The organism is Acidovorax cavernicola (assembly GCF_003581445.1).
This window is the reverse complement of the sequence record NZ_QXMN01000017.1, coordinates 89,448-104,290: the sequence shown is the minus strand read 5'-3', so window position 1 is coordinate 104,290 and position 14,843 is coordinate 89,448. Positions and strand designations below refer to the sequence as shown.

The 14,843-nt window shown below is 64.6% G+C and carries 15 protein-coding genes; 14 read left to right on the top strand and 1 reads right to left on the bottom strand.

The window, feature by feature from the left end:
• Window positions 1-6 precede the first annotated feature (6 nt).
• Genes D3H34_RS15365 through D3H34_RS15320 form a run of 10 tightly spaced genes read left to right on the top strand, consistent with a single transcriptional unit; the run spans window position 7 to window position 9,581 of the window.
• Window positions 7-1,635, top strand: a complete 1,629-nt coding sequence (locus tag D3H34_RS15365; protein ID WP_119554394.1) for a hypothetical protein — start codon at window positions 7-9, stop codon at window positions 1,633-1,635.
• 9 nt (window positions 1,636-1,644) lie between these two features.
• Window positions 1,645-2,856: a hypothetical protein gene (locus D3H34_RS15360; protein WP_147400444.1), complete on the top strand. Its 1,212-nt coding sequence runs from the start codon at window positions 1,645-1,647 to the stop codon at window positions 2,854-2,856.
• Window positions 2,857-2,862: 6 nt separating this feature from the next.
• Window positions 2,863-4,887, top strand: coding sequence for an SPRY domain-containing protein (locus D3H34_RS15355; RefSeq protein WP_119554390.1), 2,025 nt, complete (start codon window positions 2,863-2,865; stop codon window positions 4,885-4,887).
• 4 nt (window positions 4,888-4,891) lie between these two features.
• The gene (locus D3H34_RS15350; RefSeq protein ID WP_119554388.1) at window positions 4,892-5,269 is read left to right on the top strand and encodes a hypothetical protein; all 378 of its coding nucleotides are present in this window, start codon (window positions 4,892-4,894) and stop codon (window positions 5,267-5,269) included.
• 1 nt (window position 5,270) lies between these two features.
• Window positions 5,271-7,154 carry a hypothetical protein gene (locus D3H34_RS15345; RefSeq protein ID WP_119554386.1) on the top strand — a complete coding sequence of 628 codons (1,884 nt, stop codon included), beginning with the start codon at window positions 5,271-5,273 and terminating at the stop codon, window positions 7,152-7,154.
• Window positions 7,147-7,371, top strand: coding sequence for a hypothetical protein (locus D3H34_RS15340; protein WP_119554384.1), 225 nt, complete (start codon window positions 7,147-7,149; stop codon window positions 7,369-7,371). The genes D3H34_RS15345 and D3H34_RS15340 overlap by 8 nt, the downstream gene beginning before the upstream one ends.
• A 41-nt stretch (window positions 7,372-7,412) precedes the next feature.
• The gene (locus D3H34_RS15335) at window positions 7,413-7,931 is read left to right on the top strand and encodes a hypothetical protein (protein ID WP_119554382.1); all 519 of its coding nucleotides are present in this window, start codon (window positions 7,413-7,415) and stop codon (window positions 7,929-7,931) included.
• Window positions 7,928-8,404, top strand: a complete 477-nt coding sequence (locus D3H34_RS15330; protein WP_119554380.1) for a hypothetical protein — start codon at window positions 7,928-7,930, stop codon at window positions 8,402-8,404. The genes D3H34_RS15335 and D3H34_RS15330 overlap by 4 nt, the downstream gene beginning before the upstream one ends.
• 8 nt (window positions 8,405-8,412) lie before the next feature.
• Window positions 8,413-9,051 (top strand): glycoside hydrolase family 19 protein, encoded by a 639-nt coding sequence (locus D3H34_RS15325; RefSeq protein ID WP_119554378.1) that lies wholly within the window; start codon window positions 8,413-8,415, stop codon window positions 9,049-9,051.
• On the top strand, window positions 9,048-9,581 hold the full coding sequence (locus tag D3H34_RS15320) for a hypothetical protein (RefSeq protein WP_119554376.1): 534 nt from the start codon (window positions 9,048-9,050) through the stop codon (window positions 9,579-9,581). Before D3H34_RS15325 ends, D3H34_RS15320 begins: the two co-directional genes overlap by 4 nt.
• An 8-nt stretch (window positions 9,582-9,589) precedes the next feature.
• Here the strand turns inward: D3H34_RS15320 and D3H34_RS15315 are convergent, their stop codons facing one another.
• On the bottom strand, window positions 9,590-10,108 hold the full coding sequence (locus D3H34_RS15315; RefSeq protein ID WP_119554374.1) for a DUF4124 domain-containing protein: 519 nt from the start codon (window positions 10,106-10,108) through the stop codon (window positions 9,590-9,592).
• A 450-nt stretch (window positions 10,109-10,558) separates the two neighbouring features.
• Between D3H34_RS15315 and D3H34_RS15310 the strand changes: the two genes are divergently transcribed.
• Genes D3H34_RS15310 through flhA form a run of 4 tightly spaced genes read left to right on the top strand, consistent with a single transcriptional unit; the run spans window position 10,559 to window position 14,831 of the window.
• Entirely contained in the window at window positions 10,559-10,801 is a 243-nt protein-coding gene (locus D3H34_RS15310; RefSeq protein WP_167481217.1) for a flagellar biosynthetic protein FliQ, read from the top strand.
• A gap of 18 nt (window positions 10,802-10,819) precedes the next feature.
• On the top strand, window positions 10,820-11,650 hold the full coding sequence (locus D3H34_RS15305; RefSeq protein ID WP_286185770.1) for a flagellar biosynthetic protein FliR: 831 nt from the start codon (window positions 10,820-10,822) through the stop codon (window positions 11,648-11,650).
• The gene (locus tag D3H34_RS15300) at window positions 11,650-12,747 is read left to right on the top strand and encodes an EscU/YscU/HrcU family type III secretion system export apparatus switch protein (protein WP_119554368.1); all 1,098 of its coding nucleotides are present in this window, start codon (window positions 11,650-11,652) and stop codon (window positions 12,745-12,747) included. The genes D3H34_RS15305 and D3H34_RS15300 overlap by 1 nt, the downstream gene beginning before the upstream one ends.
• Window positions 12,744-14,831, top strand: a complete 2,088-nt coding sequence (flhA, locus tag D3H34_RS15295) for a flagellar biosynthesis protein FlhA (RefSeq protein ID WP_119554366.1) — start codon at window positions 12,744-12,746, stop codon at window positions 14,829-14,831. Before D3H34_RS15300 ends, flhA begins: the two co-directional genes overlap by 4 nt.
• Window positions 14,832-14,843: the final 12 nt, after the last annotated feature.

Genomic DNA, 14,843 nt, shown 5'->3' with positions numbered 1-14,843 from the left:
CACAACATGACCGACGTCACTCTCAACCCCCTCGATGCCGGCGCGGCACTCAAGCGCGTCCCCTTCGCTTCCGTCGCGCTCGGCACGATCCTGTCGATGAACCTTTCGGGCGTGACCAGCGCGGCTGCGACCTTCTCGTCGGGCGCTGCGGGCGCCGAAGTGCTGTCCGGCGACATGGACCGGTTGCATCTGAAGACCAACGTCGCCAACGCGTTCTCCCTGTCGGGCGTGCGGTTCAGCCGCGCAGGGCAGGACTACGTGGTCAAGGCCAGCGGCGCGGTGCAGGTCAACCCTTCGCCCGTGACCGGGAACGGCACCACGGTGGGCACCATGACGCCCGCGCAGGGCGAGGTGCTGCTCGACGCGTGGACGGCCGGCGGATCGCCTGCTGTCAGCAATTGGCGCGGGGTGGCGGGCGCGCCCGTCAACGGCCCCGACACGCCCTTCAGCACCTACGCCATCACGTTCCGGGTGCCAACCGCGCCGCTGCGCACCGGCAGCGTCTCGATCCTCGGGACCATGCAGGACGGCACGACCTTCAACGTCACGGCCGACAGCGACGGCTACATCAACGCGGCGCGCGTCAAGGGCAAGGTCAACTACACCACGGGCGTCGTGATCATCGTCGGCGTCACGCCTACGGGCGCCGGCGGGCAGACGCAGGCTGACTTGACGTTCCTCGGGGTGCCGGGTGTCACCAATGCCTACGTCGATCTGATCCGCCAGGAGACGGTTCGCCTCAACGCCGTGGCCTTCACGTACCTGCCGCTGGACGCGGCCCTGCTGGGCATCGATCCTGTACGCCTGCCGACCGACGGCCGCGTGCCGATCTTCCGGCCTGGCGGCGCGCATGTCATCGGCCACAAGGACACCACCGCGCCCGCAACCGCGATCGTTGGCGGCACCGTGAATTGCGGCCGCACGCGCTTGTCCCGCGTGCGCGTGATCGGCAGCGACGGCGCCACGCAGCACACGGGCTACACGGTCGATCTTGAGGCAGGTATCGTCACCTGGACCGATGTGACGGGCTTCGTGCAGCCGATGCGCGTGGAACACCGCATCGAAGACATGACGCAGACCCGCGACGCCCAGATCAACGGGCAGCTGACGGGCATGCGCCCCTTGACGCACAACTATCCGGCCGGCTCCTACATCTCCAGCGCGCTCATCACGGGCGACCTGGCCGCTCGCGTGTCGCTGCTTTTCGATCAAGCCACCTGGAGTCCGCAGACCTTCACCGACTCGCTGGTAGGGGACTCGGCGACCGCGACCTACAACGACATCGATTTTCCGATCGAGGTCACGAATGCCGGAGCGGTCACAGAGCGGTGGGCCTTCCGGTTCAAGTCGACGATGACGTTCGACATCATCGGCGAACACCTCGGTGTGATCGGCGAGGGCAGCATCAACACCGAGACGGCGCCCATGAACAACAACGCCGGCGCACCGTACTTGCGTATCCCAGTCGGCGGATGGGGTTCTGGCTGGGCGGTCGGCAACCTGCTGCGCGTCAACACCGTTGGCGCGCTGCCCACTTTCTGGCTCGCTCAGACCATCACCCCCGGCGCAGAAGCCGGCGAAGACTACTCGTTCGAAGTGCTCGTGCGCGGCGACGTGGACAACCCAATCATCTAAGGCCCGGCAATGACCTCTCCAGTGGACACCTCTGTCAAATATTTCACGAGCGCAATGGCGAACGCGCCCGTGCTGAGCGGCACGGTCGGCTCGATGATCGCGCTGCTCGACGCGTGCCTCAAAGACGGTTTCGACACGAAGACTCTCACCTCGCTCGTCGTCGTCGGTGGTGTTGCGACGGCGACCTACACCGGCACGCATGCCTCGCTTGTCGATGGGGTTGTGCAGATCGCAGGCGTTACCGGCGGGCCGGCGGGCTTCGCGGGCCTGAACGGCGAGCAGAAGATTACCGGCATGCCCGGTGCAACGACGCGCACTTTCGCGACCGCGCTGCCTGACGGCACCTACACCGGCACAATCACTATGAAGGTGGCGCCCGCCGGCTGGCTCAAGCCTTTCAGCGGCACGAACCTCGCGGCGTACAAGTCGGCCGATGTTGCATCGACCGGGATGCTCCTGCGTGTGGACGACACGGCCACAACGCAGTGTCGAGTGATCGGCTACGAGGCCATGTCGGATGTCAACACGGGTGCAGGTCCTTTCCCGACTACGGCGCAGATTTCAGGCGGTGGGTACTGGCCCAAAAGCACCGTTGCTACATCAGCCCCTGTCGCGTGGGTGTTGGTCGCCGATGGCCGCACTTTCTTGATCCACATCGCCCCGGGTCTGCCGCAAAGCCCCTCCTTTATGCAAGGCTGCACGAGAGGGTTTGGCGATGCCATCGCTCTCAAGCCGGGAGGCGATGCATTCGCATGTTTTCTTAGCCACTCGGTTCAGCCCGGCTCTGCTTCGATGTACGACTCTGCGCTCGATGGCACTCAAGCGTCGGGCTACGCGGTCTTTCCTCGCTCTTTCGCTGGCGTGGGGTCCGCTGCACAGCATTTTTGCTTGCCGTACACCGGCCAGAACATTCTCTCGGGTGCGGACTCCACGTTTGGTTCGTTTCCGAGCCTGGTAGATGGCTCGCTCAAGCTTAGTCGACGCTACTTCGCAACAACCGTCACCACGGCGCCGCCGCGGGCGGACTGCCCCGGTCTAGTGAGTTCCCCGCAGACTTTGCTCTTCGATAGCTTTCGCATGAACGACCGCATTCCAGGGGCCGGCGCGTTTGCGGGACGCACCCTGGTGGCGCTGAACCCGACGCAGGCTTCGATGTCCGGCACGCCGACCACTGGAAACACGGGGGCGTCTTTCGTCGACGTGACCGGCCCTTGGCGGTAACGAAGGATGGCCGCACATCGTTATTGGCGCGCGCTCGGCTTCGAGGCCTATGGCCTCGTCGGCTTGGAGTTCAGCGAGTTCCATCTGCTCTCAGGAACTACACGCGTCGACGCATCGGCGACGTTGACGAGCAACATCGCGCCAACGTCGGGTGCGCTTGTGAATCTGCAGGATGACGACCTATCAACAGGGGCCCTGTGGTCGGCGAGCGCCGTTTCGGCACTCGTGATGACGTGGGACGCTGGGGTCGGTGGTTCGATGGACGTGTCGGACATCCGGTTCGGTTCGGGCAACGATGCTGTGAAGTTCCCGTTGGCGGCGCGACTTCAATTCTCGGACGACGCTTCGACCTGGACCGACCTCCTCCTGCTGGCAGGCTTCACCTGGCCCGGGCCCCGTGCAAAAACGGACAGTGTCGACGCCACAAACGTATGGTCCTTTGTGGATCGCGCGCGGACATGGTCGACGTTGAGCGCGGACCAGTTGGTGCTCGGAACGGCCAACGCAACCTCGGGCAAAGGCCTGGTCTACAAGTCCACGGGGAAGCTTCAATTTGAGGTGACGGTCACTTCGATTGCGCCGTCCGCAGACTTTGCCGTAGGAGTGGGCACCGCAGCAGCCAACCCGAGCACCTACGTGGGCAGCGGCGCCGGGAGCTACGGATACAACCGCAACGGCAACAAATACCTCGCGGGGGCGGCTACGCCCTACGGCACTGGATTCGTTGCGGGGGACGTGATCGGAGTCGTGATCGACTTCGCCGTGGGGTCCTTGACGTTCTATCGGAATGGTGTGTCTCAGGGCGTGGCGAGCGCCACGGGGCTGCTGGGCTTGACCTTGGTGCCCTACGTGGGGACGACCAGTGGCGTACAGGTGATGTCGACTGCGACGTTGAAAGGCTCGGGCTTCACCTACCCGGTGGCGGGGGCGTCCGACTGGTCAGAAGCACCTCTGATTCGACGCCACAACATCATGAGGGGGCGCGCTGCGCTGGCCGGCGACATCGTGAGTATCAACACGCTCGCAAGCATTGCGAAACCTCTCTCGGCGATGGTACTCGACCACTTGGGAAAGAGTCGGCGAGAGTACAACTACACCGACTCGTGGGCGCTTGGCGTTGGTCGGATCAATGGGACGGTCAAAGAGGATGGCTCGCCCGACGTGCCCGTGCGCCGATTGGTTCGGCTCATCCGCGAGCAGGACGGTACGGTAATTCGGGAGCAGTGGAGTGACCGTGTCACGGGCGCCTATCAGTTTGACTACGTCGACGAGCGCAAGCGGTACACCGTCATCAGCTACGACTACGAGCATGACCACCGGGCGGTAGTTGGCGACAACCTCGCGCCCGATCTCATCGAGACGCCCGTCATCCCGGTGCCCGAATTGGCACTGAGAGGTGCATCGCCGCTTCAGGAAATCAGCACGGCCACGACGATCGCGCTGACGGTGCCGAACACGACGCAGGTGGGCGACCTTCTCGTCGCCATCGTTTCGGTTCGCTCGTCGGCCGCAGCAACGCCCGCGGGCTGGACATTGCGTTCGTCATCGGGCGGGGCCACGGGCTCGGGTGCGACAACCGAGGTTCACGTCTACACAAAGACCGCCGTCGCAGGGGATGGCAGCACGACCACGAGCTACACCTTCGGGCAGACGAGCAATCTGCGGCTGCAGGGGCAGATGCTGGCGCTCTCAAGCCCGACCGGCACGCCAGCATTTGCAACCGAAGGGCACCTCGTCAAGAACAGCACGAGCGACGCCTTCGTTGCGGTGCCGGCCGTGTCGTCGGCCATCAGCAAGAACCAAATTGCTATCGCGGCTGCGACCTTCGCGGGCTACATCGGACAGGGAAAGATTTACTCGCTGGGGTGGAACGAGATTGCGCGTCCTGTGTCGGCGAGCAATGACAACCGCCTGGCGGTCGCATGGCGCCTTCTCAGCGTGTCGGAGGTGACGACCGGGTTCGCAACGACGGACGCCGTTACTCCAGGCAACGCCATGACCTCCAGCGTCCTCATCTTCACGGACCCCTGAACCTATGGCCTTCACGCACACCGGTGCCACAAACGACGCCATGCTGCTCGGCGTGGCGGCTCTGCTCGATGCGGATGCAGAGCCTGCCTACGCCATCTTGTACGAGGGCGCGACGGCTCTCGTGACGATGATCTTCGCGAAGCCGGCCGCCTCACTGGTCGCCCACGAGTTGGTCTTCGCGCAGGGGGACGCCACGGGCGACTTCATTCATGAGCAAGGCGAGGCCGATGGCTTCGAGCTCTACAACGGTGCCGGCGCGTTGCTCGGCACAGGGGACGTGACCGACACGTTGGGCTCCGGCGCGCTCAAGGTCAGCGGCACCACGGGGACGCTGCTCTATGCCGGCGCCCGTGCGATCCTGGCCGAGCTGAAGATGGCGTGACGTGGCATCTGTTGACCTCGTCTTCCGCGCCGCGCCCCTTGCGCAGCCTGCGCACCTCGTCTTCGGTGACGACGGCAGCAATCCGATCACCGATGCGGTCATCAGTGGCGCGATCACGCTTGCGAAGCCGACCTTGTCGGGCCGTGTTGCGCTCGGTATCGGTGTGTCGGGCGCGGTTGTGCTCACCAAGCCCACCTTGTCCGGCGAGGTCGTCTATCGCTCGGACACGCAGCGGCCCCTTGTCGGTCGCACGCGCGCTCGCTTCCAAGATGCGTTGCCGATGGCTGTGGGCACGCAGGACCGAGCCCAGCGTGCGGCGCGCCTGCCTGTCGCAACAGAGGCCCGGTTTCAGTCTGCAGTCCCGCTGCGCGTTGGCGTGCGGGCGCGATGGGCCGACACGCAGCGCATGCGGCGCGCCTCGCGTGATCGGTTCCAGGAAGGCATGCCGCTGGGAACGTCGGCCGTCGCGCGGTTTCAAGATTCACAGCGGCTACCGCTCGCACGCGCCGTTCGGTTTCAAAACGGAGCGCCGCTCGGCACGTCGGCCGTCGTGCGCTTTCAGGACGGGCAGAAGATCCGCAATCAAGCGCGCACCCGCTACCAAGACGCGATCGCGCTGCACGCGGCCTTCGCAGAGCACGACGGCTATGGCCGGCCGATCGAGGTGGGTTCCCGCACCCGCTACCAAGACGCGATCAGGCCAGTCCCTGGCCTCGGTGACACGCCCATCCCACCCCGACCGGAGCCGTGCTACGTGCCCACCGGCAACCTCGTGTTCTCGGCGCTGTGGAGCGCGGACACCAACCTCGTTTTCATCTGCGAGCGCCACCTACCGCCTGAGCCTGGTGGAACGGTCGTCGTTCCGGTTCGGAGGATCTACACAGTGATCAACACCGCAAGCCTTCGTCGCGTCGTCGGCAATGTGCTCATACCCAACACCGCCATGTCGCTCACGATCGACGCGGACTCTTGGACCTGGGGATTTACCGCGCGGGTACCTGGTGAAGCGCTTTCCGACCTGGAGCCCGTCGGAGGCGTGCCCGTCGAGTTGGAGGCCACGATCAACGGCGTCGCCTACCGCGCGATCGTCGAAGGCATCAGCCGCGACCGCACCTTCGGCCGCTCCGACCTCACGATCACGGGCCGCGGTCGCGCGGCCGTGCTCGACGCGCCCTACTCGCCGGTGATGACCTTCGGGAACATCGCCGATCGCACTGTGCAGCAGCTGGCCGCCGATGTGCTCACCTTTAACGGCGTCTCGCTGGGGTGGGACATTGACGCGGGATGGAAGCCCGAGGACTGGCTGGTTCCCGCGGGCGTGTTCTCGCACCAAGGCAGCTACATGAGTGCCATCAACGCGATCGCTGCTGACGCGGGCGCCTATGTGCAGGCGCACCGCAGCGATAAGGCGCTAAGCGTTCTCAAGCGCTACCCGGCCAAGCCATGGGAGTGGGGCGACGTGGTGCCCGACTATGAGCTGCCGTCCGACGTGGTGCAGAAAGAGGCCGTCGTGTGGACCGAGAAGCCCAACTACAACCGGGTTTTCGTGCGCGGCATGAAGTCGGGCCGGCTCGGCCAGATCACGCGCCAGGGCACGGCCGGCGACATTGAGGCGCCGATGGTTACGGCGCAGCTCGGCACCAACGCGATCGGCACCCGCCAGCGCGGCCTGGCGGTGCTGGCGGACACCGGACGCCAGGCCGCGGTGTCGCTGCGCCTTCCAGTGCTGGCCGAGACCGGAATCATCCCGCCCGGAAAGTTCGTGCGCTACGTCGATGGCGCCACTACGCGCATCGGCTTGGTGCGAAGCGTCGCGGCCGAGGTCGAGCGCGCGGATAAGAAGCTCACGATTTGGCAAACCATTGGAGTCGAAACCCATGTTTAACCCCTGGAAGCAACTTGAAAACCTCGTGAGCGGCCCGCCGCGCCAGGCTGGCGTCGTGCTGTCGATAGTGGAGGGCATCTCCACCATCGAGCTGCCTGGCGGCGGCCGTATCCAGGCGGTCGGCGTGGCCGAGGCTGGGCTGACCGTGTTCGTGCGCGGCGGCGTGATCGAAGGCGAAGCCGCCGGCGATCTACCTATCGACATCATCGAAATCTGAGGACCGGCAATGAACCACCACCACCGCAGAGGAGCGCGAACGTGACCATCAAGACCACCACCACCGAGGCCGACGTGCGGCGCCACGTCGCGGCCGTCAGGATTCCGACGCCCTCGGAGCAAGACCGGCTCGAGGTGCGACTTCTCACGATCTACGTGACGCTGTCATTCGCCAACGACCTCATCGGGCCGATCACCTACATCTACCAGATCGCGCCCTCGATGCTTTTCAAGGTGGCGTCGCTCGCACGTGCCACCGGCTTCGTCGGCAGTCTGTTCGTCGTCGCGCTTCTGCTGATGCTGCCCCATGCCATCGCGCTGGTCTTCTTCCCGCGTTCGCTGGCGTGCCGCTGGCCGCGCAAGGCCGCCTGCCTCGCTGCGGCGATCACCTCGCTGACGTGGTTCTACCTAGCCGTGCTCGCCGTTCCGCTCGATTCGGGGCCGCTGTCTTTCCTCTATGGCCGGCAGGCGATGGAGTCGCTTTTTCTCTCGCTGCTTTTCGCGGTATCCCTCAACGCGCAGCAACTGCGGAAGCTGCATGACTGGTTCTTCGCAAGATGAAAAATCGACTCATCGTCCAATTTCTGCTGGCTGTCTGGGGCCTGTGCTTCATGCGCGTGGTCTACGCGGCTACGTTCGCGGTCGAAGTGCGCGGCTTCGACTATGAATCGCTGATGTGGGGCGCGGTCGCCGGGCTGCTCGGCGGCGCGCTGCGCACCATCTTCACGCTCGCGACCGAGAACGTCGTGGTCTACAGCGTGCTGAAAGAGGCACGGAAAGACCTGGTGGTTTCGTTCCTCGCCGGCGGCGCCGCGTACCTGTTGATGCTCGCGATCACGTCAAAGTGGCCCGACCTCATCACGCGCGACATCCGCATGGTGGTGATCGTCGCGGCGGGGTGGACCCGCGTGGCGTTCTTTAACCGCCTCAACCAGCTGGTCACGAGCAAGCTCGACAAGACCAACGAGAACCTGCGAGCCGGTGCGAAGGTGATTCCGCCAGCCTCGGACGTGATGCCACTCGGCGACAAATAGGAGCGACCATGGAACGCAATGCCAATGACTGGGCCCGCATTCTGCGTGCATGCGGCGTAGACCCGACCAACAGCATCAAGTGGTCGACCGTCTTCGCGGCGACGATCAAGCCCGACAGCTTCAGTAAAGGCGACGTCGACTTGTGGGACTTCCTGCCAACCGTGCTGGTTGAAAGTCAGATGCTCACGCGTCTGAAGGAGAACGGGAAATACAGCGCCCAGCGCATCCGCGACATGGGCAATGCGTCGCCGCCTGGCTCGCGGTGGAGGTCGCTGGTCCCGCGCGCTGACGCGCTCGCCTTCAACGAGCCGGCATTCTTCGAGGCTTGCTATGGCGGGCGCGGCGGCAATCGACCGGAAGGCGGTGGTGACGGGGCACGCTATCCGGGCCGTGGGCTGATCATGCTGACGTTCCGCGACGGGTACGCCTGGCAGGCATCGCGCAGCGGGCAGGACTTGCTAACGCTGCCCGAGCTGGCCGAGCAGCCCCACTACGCGCTCGAGTTCGCCATCGACTGGTGGGAGGGCAAGGTGCCCGACGCCTTCCTTGGGGATACGACGAAGGTGCGGCGGGTCGTGAATGGCGGATCCTTTGGCCTCCACGAAGTGGAAGCCATGAGCGTCAAGGCTCGAAAGGCGCTCGCATGATGACCGCGCTTCGGCTCGTGCTTGCCAATTGGCAGCTGGCCGTCATTGCGGCGCTGCTCGCCCTGCTCGGGCTGCAAACCATCCGCGTCGCCGAGGGCAAGACGGCGCTGGCCGAAGAGCACCAGGCCCGCGCCACCGAAACCAGCGACCGCAACCGCGCTGCCCTGCGCGAGGCTGAGCGTGTCGCAGGGCTACAGCTCACACACGCAGCGCAACAACAGGAGATCGTCGATGTCTACACCCGGATCGTTCAAACGCTGGAGGCTGGCCGTGCTGATGATGCCGCTCGTGCTGACCGGCTGTCCCGCCAGTTTGCCGCCAGCGCCGCCCGTGATCGCCAAGCAGCCCGAAGCGACCCCGTTGCCTGCGAGCGTGTCGCGGATCGATCCGAAGTCCTCGCAGGCGCTGCTGCGGAAGGTGGACAACTACTTATCGAGGCTCGACGCGCTCTCGAAGGGCGAGACGCCGAAGTAGCGCTGCTGCTCGGCCTGGTCGAAAACGATCGCGCGCTGCTGGCGCCGTCGAAGTAGCTGCGGTGTCAGGAACAACCGCGTGCGGTGCACTGCCGGCGGGCTTCCTCGACCTCGGATTGAATCTCGCGCCCCCTGGTTTCGCAGCGCAGGGCGGCAGCGTTGGCTTCCGTTGCGATCGACTGGGCGTAGGTTGCGCCTGCGAGGTTGTTCCGGGCTCGGGCAGTGTTCGCCAGGATCTCCCGTTGCTGGCTATCACAGGCTTGGCGGTGCCGTTCGAGCTGGGCCGTTTTGTCGCGAAGGGTGTAGCCGGCCTCCCTCCGCAGCCGGTCGGCCTCCGCGTCCTTGACCTGCTGGTCGAGCGTGGGGCGCCCGGCCGTGACCGCGCTGGAGGGTTCGCCGCTCGGTCCAGATGGGGCGACGGCGGGTTTTGGTGCCTCGACCAGGGGTTTGATGGCTGTCTGCGCTTGCGCGCGCTCACAGGGCGTTTCCTGGAAGCTGGTGGCACCGCCGGCGCCGACGCACTTATATAGAGCCCACGACGGCTGGGCGACGGCGAAAAGGGCGGCGACAAACAAAAGGCGCATGGTTGGACTCCTCCGGCGGCATGGTAGCTCGCACCGGGGTGGTGCACCCAGCGGGGTGTTTGGGCGGGGTGGTAAAAGGCGGAGACGATTCGCACGCGTTTCGCACGTGACCGGCGGAGCCCGCGCTGGGCGTGGGGCGGACTTGGGTTCAAATCCCCCCAGCTCCACCAACACAACGTCCAAGGGCGTTCACTGAAGTCCAGTGAACGCCCTTTTTCATTGGGGAATCATCTCTCAACGGTCGAATGACGCCCTCCGACCACGGAAATTAGTGGAATGTATGCACCTTTGTAGTTGTTAAGTTTTAAGGGTTAATTTTCTTTAAGACTAGGGCTGAGGTGGCGTTAGGATCGTTGCAAACAGTTTCGTAAATGCGGCGTTGTCTGACAGACAGCGATAGCGCAGTACTAGGGCGGGAGTGATCGGGTGCACGCAGATTTGGCTTTAAAAATGATGTCCGACTTGTTCTGGACAGGCTTACTGCTTTGCTTGCCCCTGCTGGGATTGACCATGCTGGTTGGCATCGCGATCAGCGTTGTTCAAGTGGTCACCCAAGTCCAGGAAATGTCTCTGACCTTCGTGCCCAAGCTCTTCACGGCGGGTGCGGTGTTGATCGTGGCGGGACCCTGGATGCTTCGGAAGCTGACTCAGTTCACGGTTCAGCTCTGGAGCGCGATCCCCGCGATGTTCTGACGTCTTCGGACCCTTCTCGTGAACCCCTCGCAAATGCAATCCGCCGCTGCGGTGTTGGCCCCTGGCGTGGGCGCCGCTTGGCTGACCGGTATCGGGCTGCTGGCGCTGCGCATCGCCGCGACGTTCGCGATGACGCCGGTGCTCTATGCGCTGCCGCTTCCGCCAGTGGTCCGTTCGCTGCTAACACTGGGGCTGGCTCTTGCCATCGCTAGCGGTCTCGGCGCACCTTCTGTCGAGTGGACGGATTGGAGTGCACTGCTGCTCGCCGCGATGCGTGAACTGGCGCTGGGCGCGACGCTCGGCCTGGGCATTTTGCTGGCCTTCGGCGCTTTCTCGGTGGCCGGCCAGTTGCTCGACGTTCAACTGGGATTCGGGATGGCGCAGATCGTCGATCCGGTCACGCACAGACCCATTCCCGTGCTGACCTCCGCTTTCAACTACCTGGCCGTGCTGCTGTTCTTCATCCTCAATGGGCACCACGCGCTGCTGCGCGGCATCGCCTACAGCTTGGAGAAGTTCCCGCTGGGCGCGTCATGGCCCATGGGCTATGCCGTCGCGCCAGTGATCAAACAGGCCGCAGGCCTGTTCAGCCTCGGCTTCGCGTTGGTGGCGCCAGTGGTGTTCTGCATCCTGCTGGTCGAGTTTGCGCTTGGCGTGATTGGCCGAAACTTGCCACAGATGAACATGTTCGCCATGGGCATCCCGATCAAGATCGTCGTCGGTCTGGTGGCGCTGTCGTTCTGGTTCGCCGGCGTCGGGGCTGTCATGGCGCGCGTGTATTCGGGCATCGCCGTCACCTGGGACGGGATCTTTCAGTCGGTGCCCGCACCTGCGCAGGGAGCGCGCTGATGGCTGAGCAGGATCTGGATCGCAACCAGGCGGCGACGCCCTTCAAACTCGAGCGCGCCAAGGAGCGCGGGCAGGTGGCCAAGAGCGCGGACGTGGTGTCCGCGCTCGTCTTCTGCGTGGCCATGGTCTATCTCACCTGGCGCGGATTCGGGTCGCTCGAGAGCCAGTTCCGCTTCGACATGGCGCTTCTGATCCAGGCTGCTCGTATGGATCCGTCGGGCGCCGGATTGTGGTTCCTCATCGAGCATTCGCTGCGTGCCGCGTTGTCGCTGGCGGCGCCGTTCTTCGCAGCCATCATGCTCGCCGCCATCGTCGCGAACATGATGCAGACCGGGCCGATCCTTTCCGTCGAGCCCGTCAAGATCGACTTCAATCGGATCAACCCGGTGCAGGGTTTGAAGCGCATCTTTTCCATGCGCGTGCTCTTCGACACGGCGCGCGCGGTGGTCAAGCTGGTGTTACTCACTCTTGTTGCATACCTCGCGCTGAAGGCGTTGACCGGACAGTTTTACGCACTGGCGTCGTTGTCGCCCATCGGCTACTTGCGCATGCTCGTCGACGACCTGTCGAGCGTCGGGCTCAAGATGGCGCTGGTACTGGCGTTGATCGCGCTGGTCGATCTCATGTACACACGGCACGAGTTCGCCAAGAAGATGCGGATGAGCCAGCGCGAGATGAAAGACGAAGTCAAGCAGCGCGAAGGCGACCCACGCATTCGTGCCCGCCTGCGCGAACTTCGCCGCGAGACCTTCAAGCGAAGCGTCGCCTTGCGCCAGACCCGCAACGCCGATGTTCTGATCACTAACCCGACCCACATCGCCGTCGCGTTGAAATACGAGCATGGCCGCATGGTGTCGCCACAGATGCTCGCCAAGGGGGCGGGCAACATGGCCGCAGCCATGCGGGAGATCGCGGCGCGCCACCAGATCCCTGTGGTCCAAAATCCGCCGCTAGCGCGCAGGCTCTACAAGGAGCTCGCGGTAGACCACATGGTTCCGCCGGAGCTCTACGCTCAAGTCGCCCGAATCATCGTGTGGGTCTTCGCCATGCGTGAACAGCGCCACGGCCGTGCCGCTGCTACGGGAGCGCACGCGTGAACGCTCTGGGCCGCGTCCTCGGCAAGCACGGCGACATTGCACTTGTCCTCCTGGTGCTGGGTGTGCTGGTGGTGCTGTTCGCGCCGATCCCCAGCGGCCTGCTGGACTTCCTGATCCTGAGCAACTTCGGATTCGCCTTCCTGGTCCTGCTGCTGACCTTCTACATGGCGCGGCCGGTGGAGTTCTCGACCTTCCCGTCGCTGCTGCTGATCGCGACCCTGTTCCGGCTGTCGCTCAACGTGGCGGCGACCCGGCTGATCCTCTCGGATGGAGATGCGGGACGGGTCATTGGTGCCATCGGGGCGTTCGTGGTGGGTGGCAACTACGTCATCGGCCTCATCGTCTTCCTGATCCTCATCGTGGTGCAGTACGTGGTGGTCACCAGCGGTGCCCAGCGGGTGTCGGAGGTCGCGGCGCGTTTCACGCTGGACAGCATGCCGGGCCAGCAGATGAGCATCGATGCCGACCTCAACATGGGGTTCATCGATCAGGCCGAGGCCCAGCGTCGGCGCAAGAACATCGAGAAGGAAGCGGGCTTCTACGGTGCCATGGACGGTGCCAGCAAGTTCGTGAAGGGCGACGCGATCGCCGGCATCATCATCCTGTTGATCAACATCATCGGCGGCTTGGTGATCGGCGTGATGCAGCACGGCCTGCCTTGGGGGCAGGCGCTGCAGACGTACACGCTGCTGACGATCGGCGACGGCATCGTTACTCAGGTGCCGGCGCTGGTGATCGCGGTGGGCACCGGCATCATCGTCACCCGTTCCTCGTCGGACGTGAACCTGAGCCGCGAGGCGTTGCGGCAGGTGAGCTCGTTCCCGAAGACCTTGCTGTTGGTGGCCATGGCGCTGGGCGGGCTGATCCTGCTGCCGGGAATCCCCGCGGTGCCTACGCTGGTGCTGGCCCTGTGTTTCCTTCTTGCCTCGACGATGCTCTATCGACGCGCCCGTCTCAAGGCCGCAGATGGCACTTCGGGCGCGACAGAAGGCGTGGACGGAACGGTTGGCGATGGCGATGGCGCGGAGGACGCCAAGTCCGACGATCCCTATGCGCAGCTGCATGTCGAGCCGATCGAGGTGCACATCGGCAGCAACTGGGTGCCGGTGATCAACCAGCCCGGCAGCGTCTTCATGGAGCGCGTGTCGACCTTTCGCAAGCAGCATGCGCAGGAATTCGGCTTGGTGCTGCCGCGCGTGCGTTTCAAGGACTCCGCGCGCCTGTCTGCCGATCGCTACGAGATCCACCTGGACGGCGTGATGGTCGGCAAGGGCGAGGCGCGAGCGGATCGGCTGCTGGCGATCCATCCCTCCGGCGATACCAAGTCCGTGCCGGGCGAGCCGACGCGGGATCCGACCTACGGACTGCCGGCGCTGTGGATCGAAGAAGGTCAACGTGAGGCCGCGACGCAGGCGCGTTACACGCTTGTGGATGCGCCCACGGTGTTCATGACGCACCTCACGGAGATGCTGCGGCGCGAATCGGCAACGTTGCTCACGCGTGCCGAGGTCGATCGGCTGCTCGCGCGCGTGCGCCAGAACCAGCCGGGGCTCGTCGAAGAACTTATTCCGACCGTCCTGTCATCCAGCGACGTGCAGAAGGTGCTGCAGAACCTGTTGCGCGAGAAGGTGTCGATCCGGCACATCGAGGCGATCCTGGAGACGCTGGCGGATGCTGGCCGGACCACGCGCGAATCGGGCCAGCTGACCGAGGTCGTTCGGCAGCGGCTCGGTCATGCCATCTGCCAAGGACTGCTTGGCGAAGCCAACGCGTTGCAGGTGTTGACGCTTGACCCAGCCATAGAGAGCCAGTTTCTCCAGAGCATTCAGGTTGCAGCCGATGCCGCCGGCGCGCAAGCCTTCGTGCTTGACCCTCGCATGTCCGAGCAGTTGATGAAGCGCCTGGTTCAGCAAGCTGAGCGAATGATGAAGAGCAACTTGCTCCCGGTGCTGTTGTGCGCGCCGGAGCTGCGTCGTCACGTACGAGCGCTGTCGGAGCGGGTGATGCCGCACCTGCGCGTGCTGTCGATGTCCGAGGTTCCCCACACCGTCGAGCTGAAGTCCTTCAGCGTCGTGCAACTTTGATCGATACGAAAG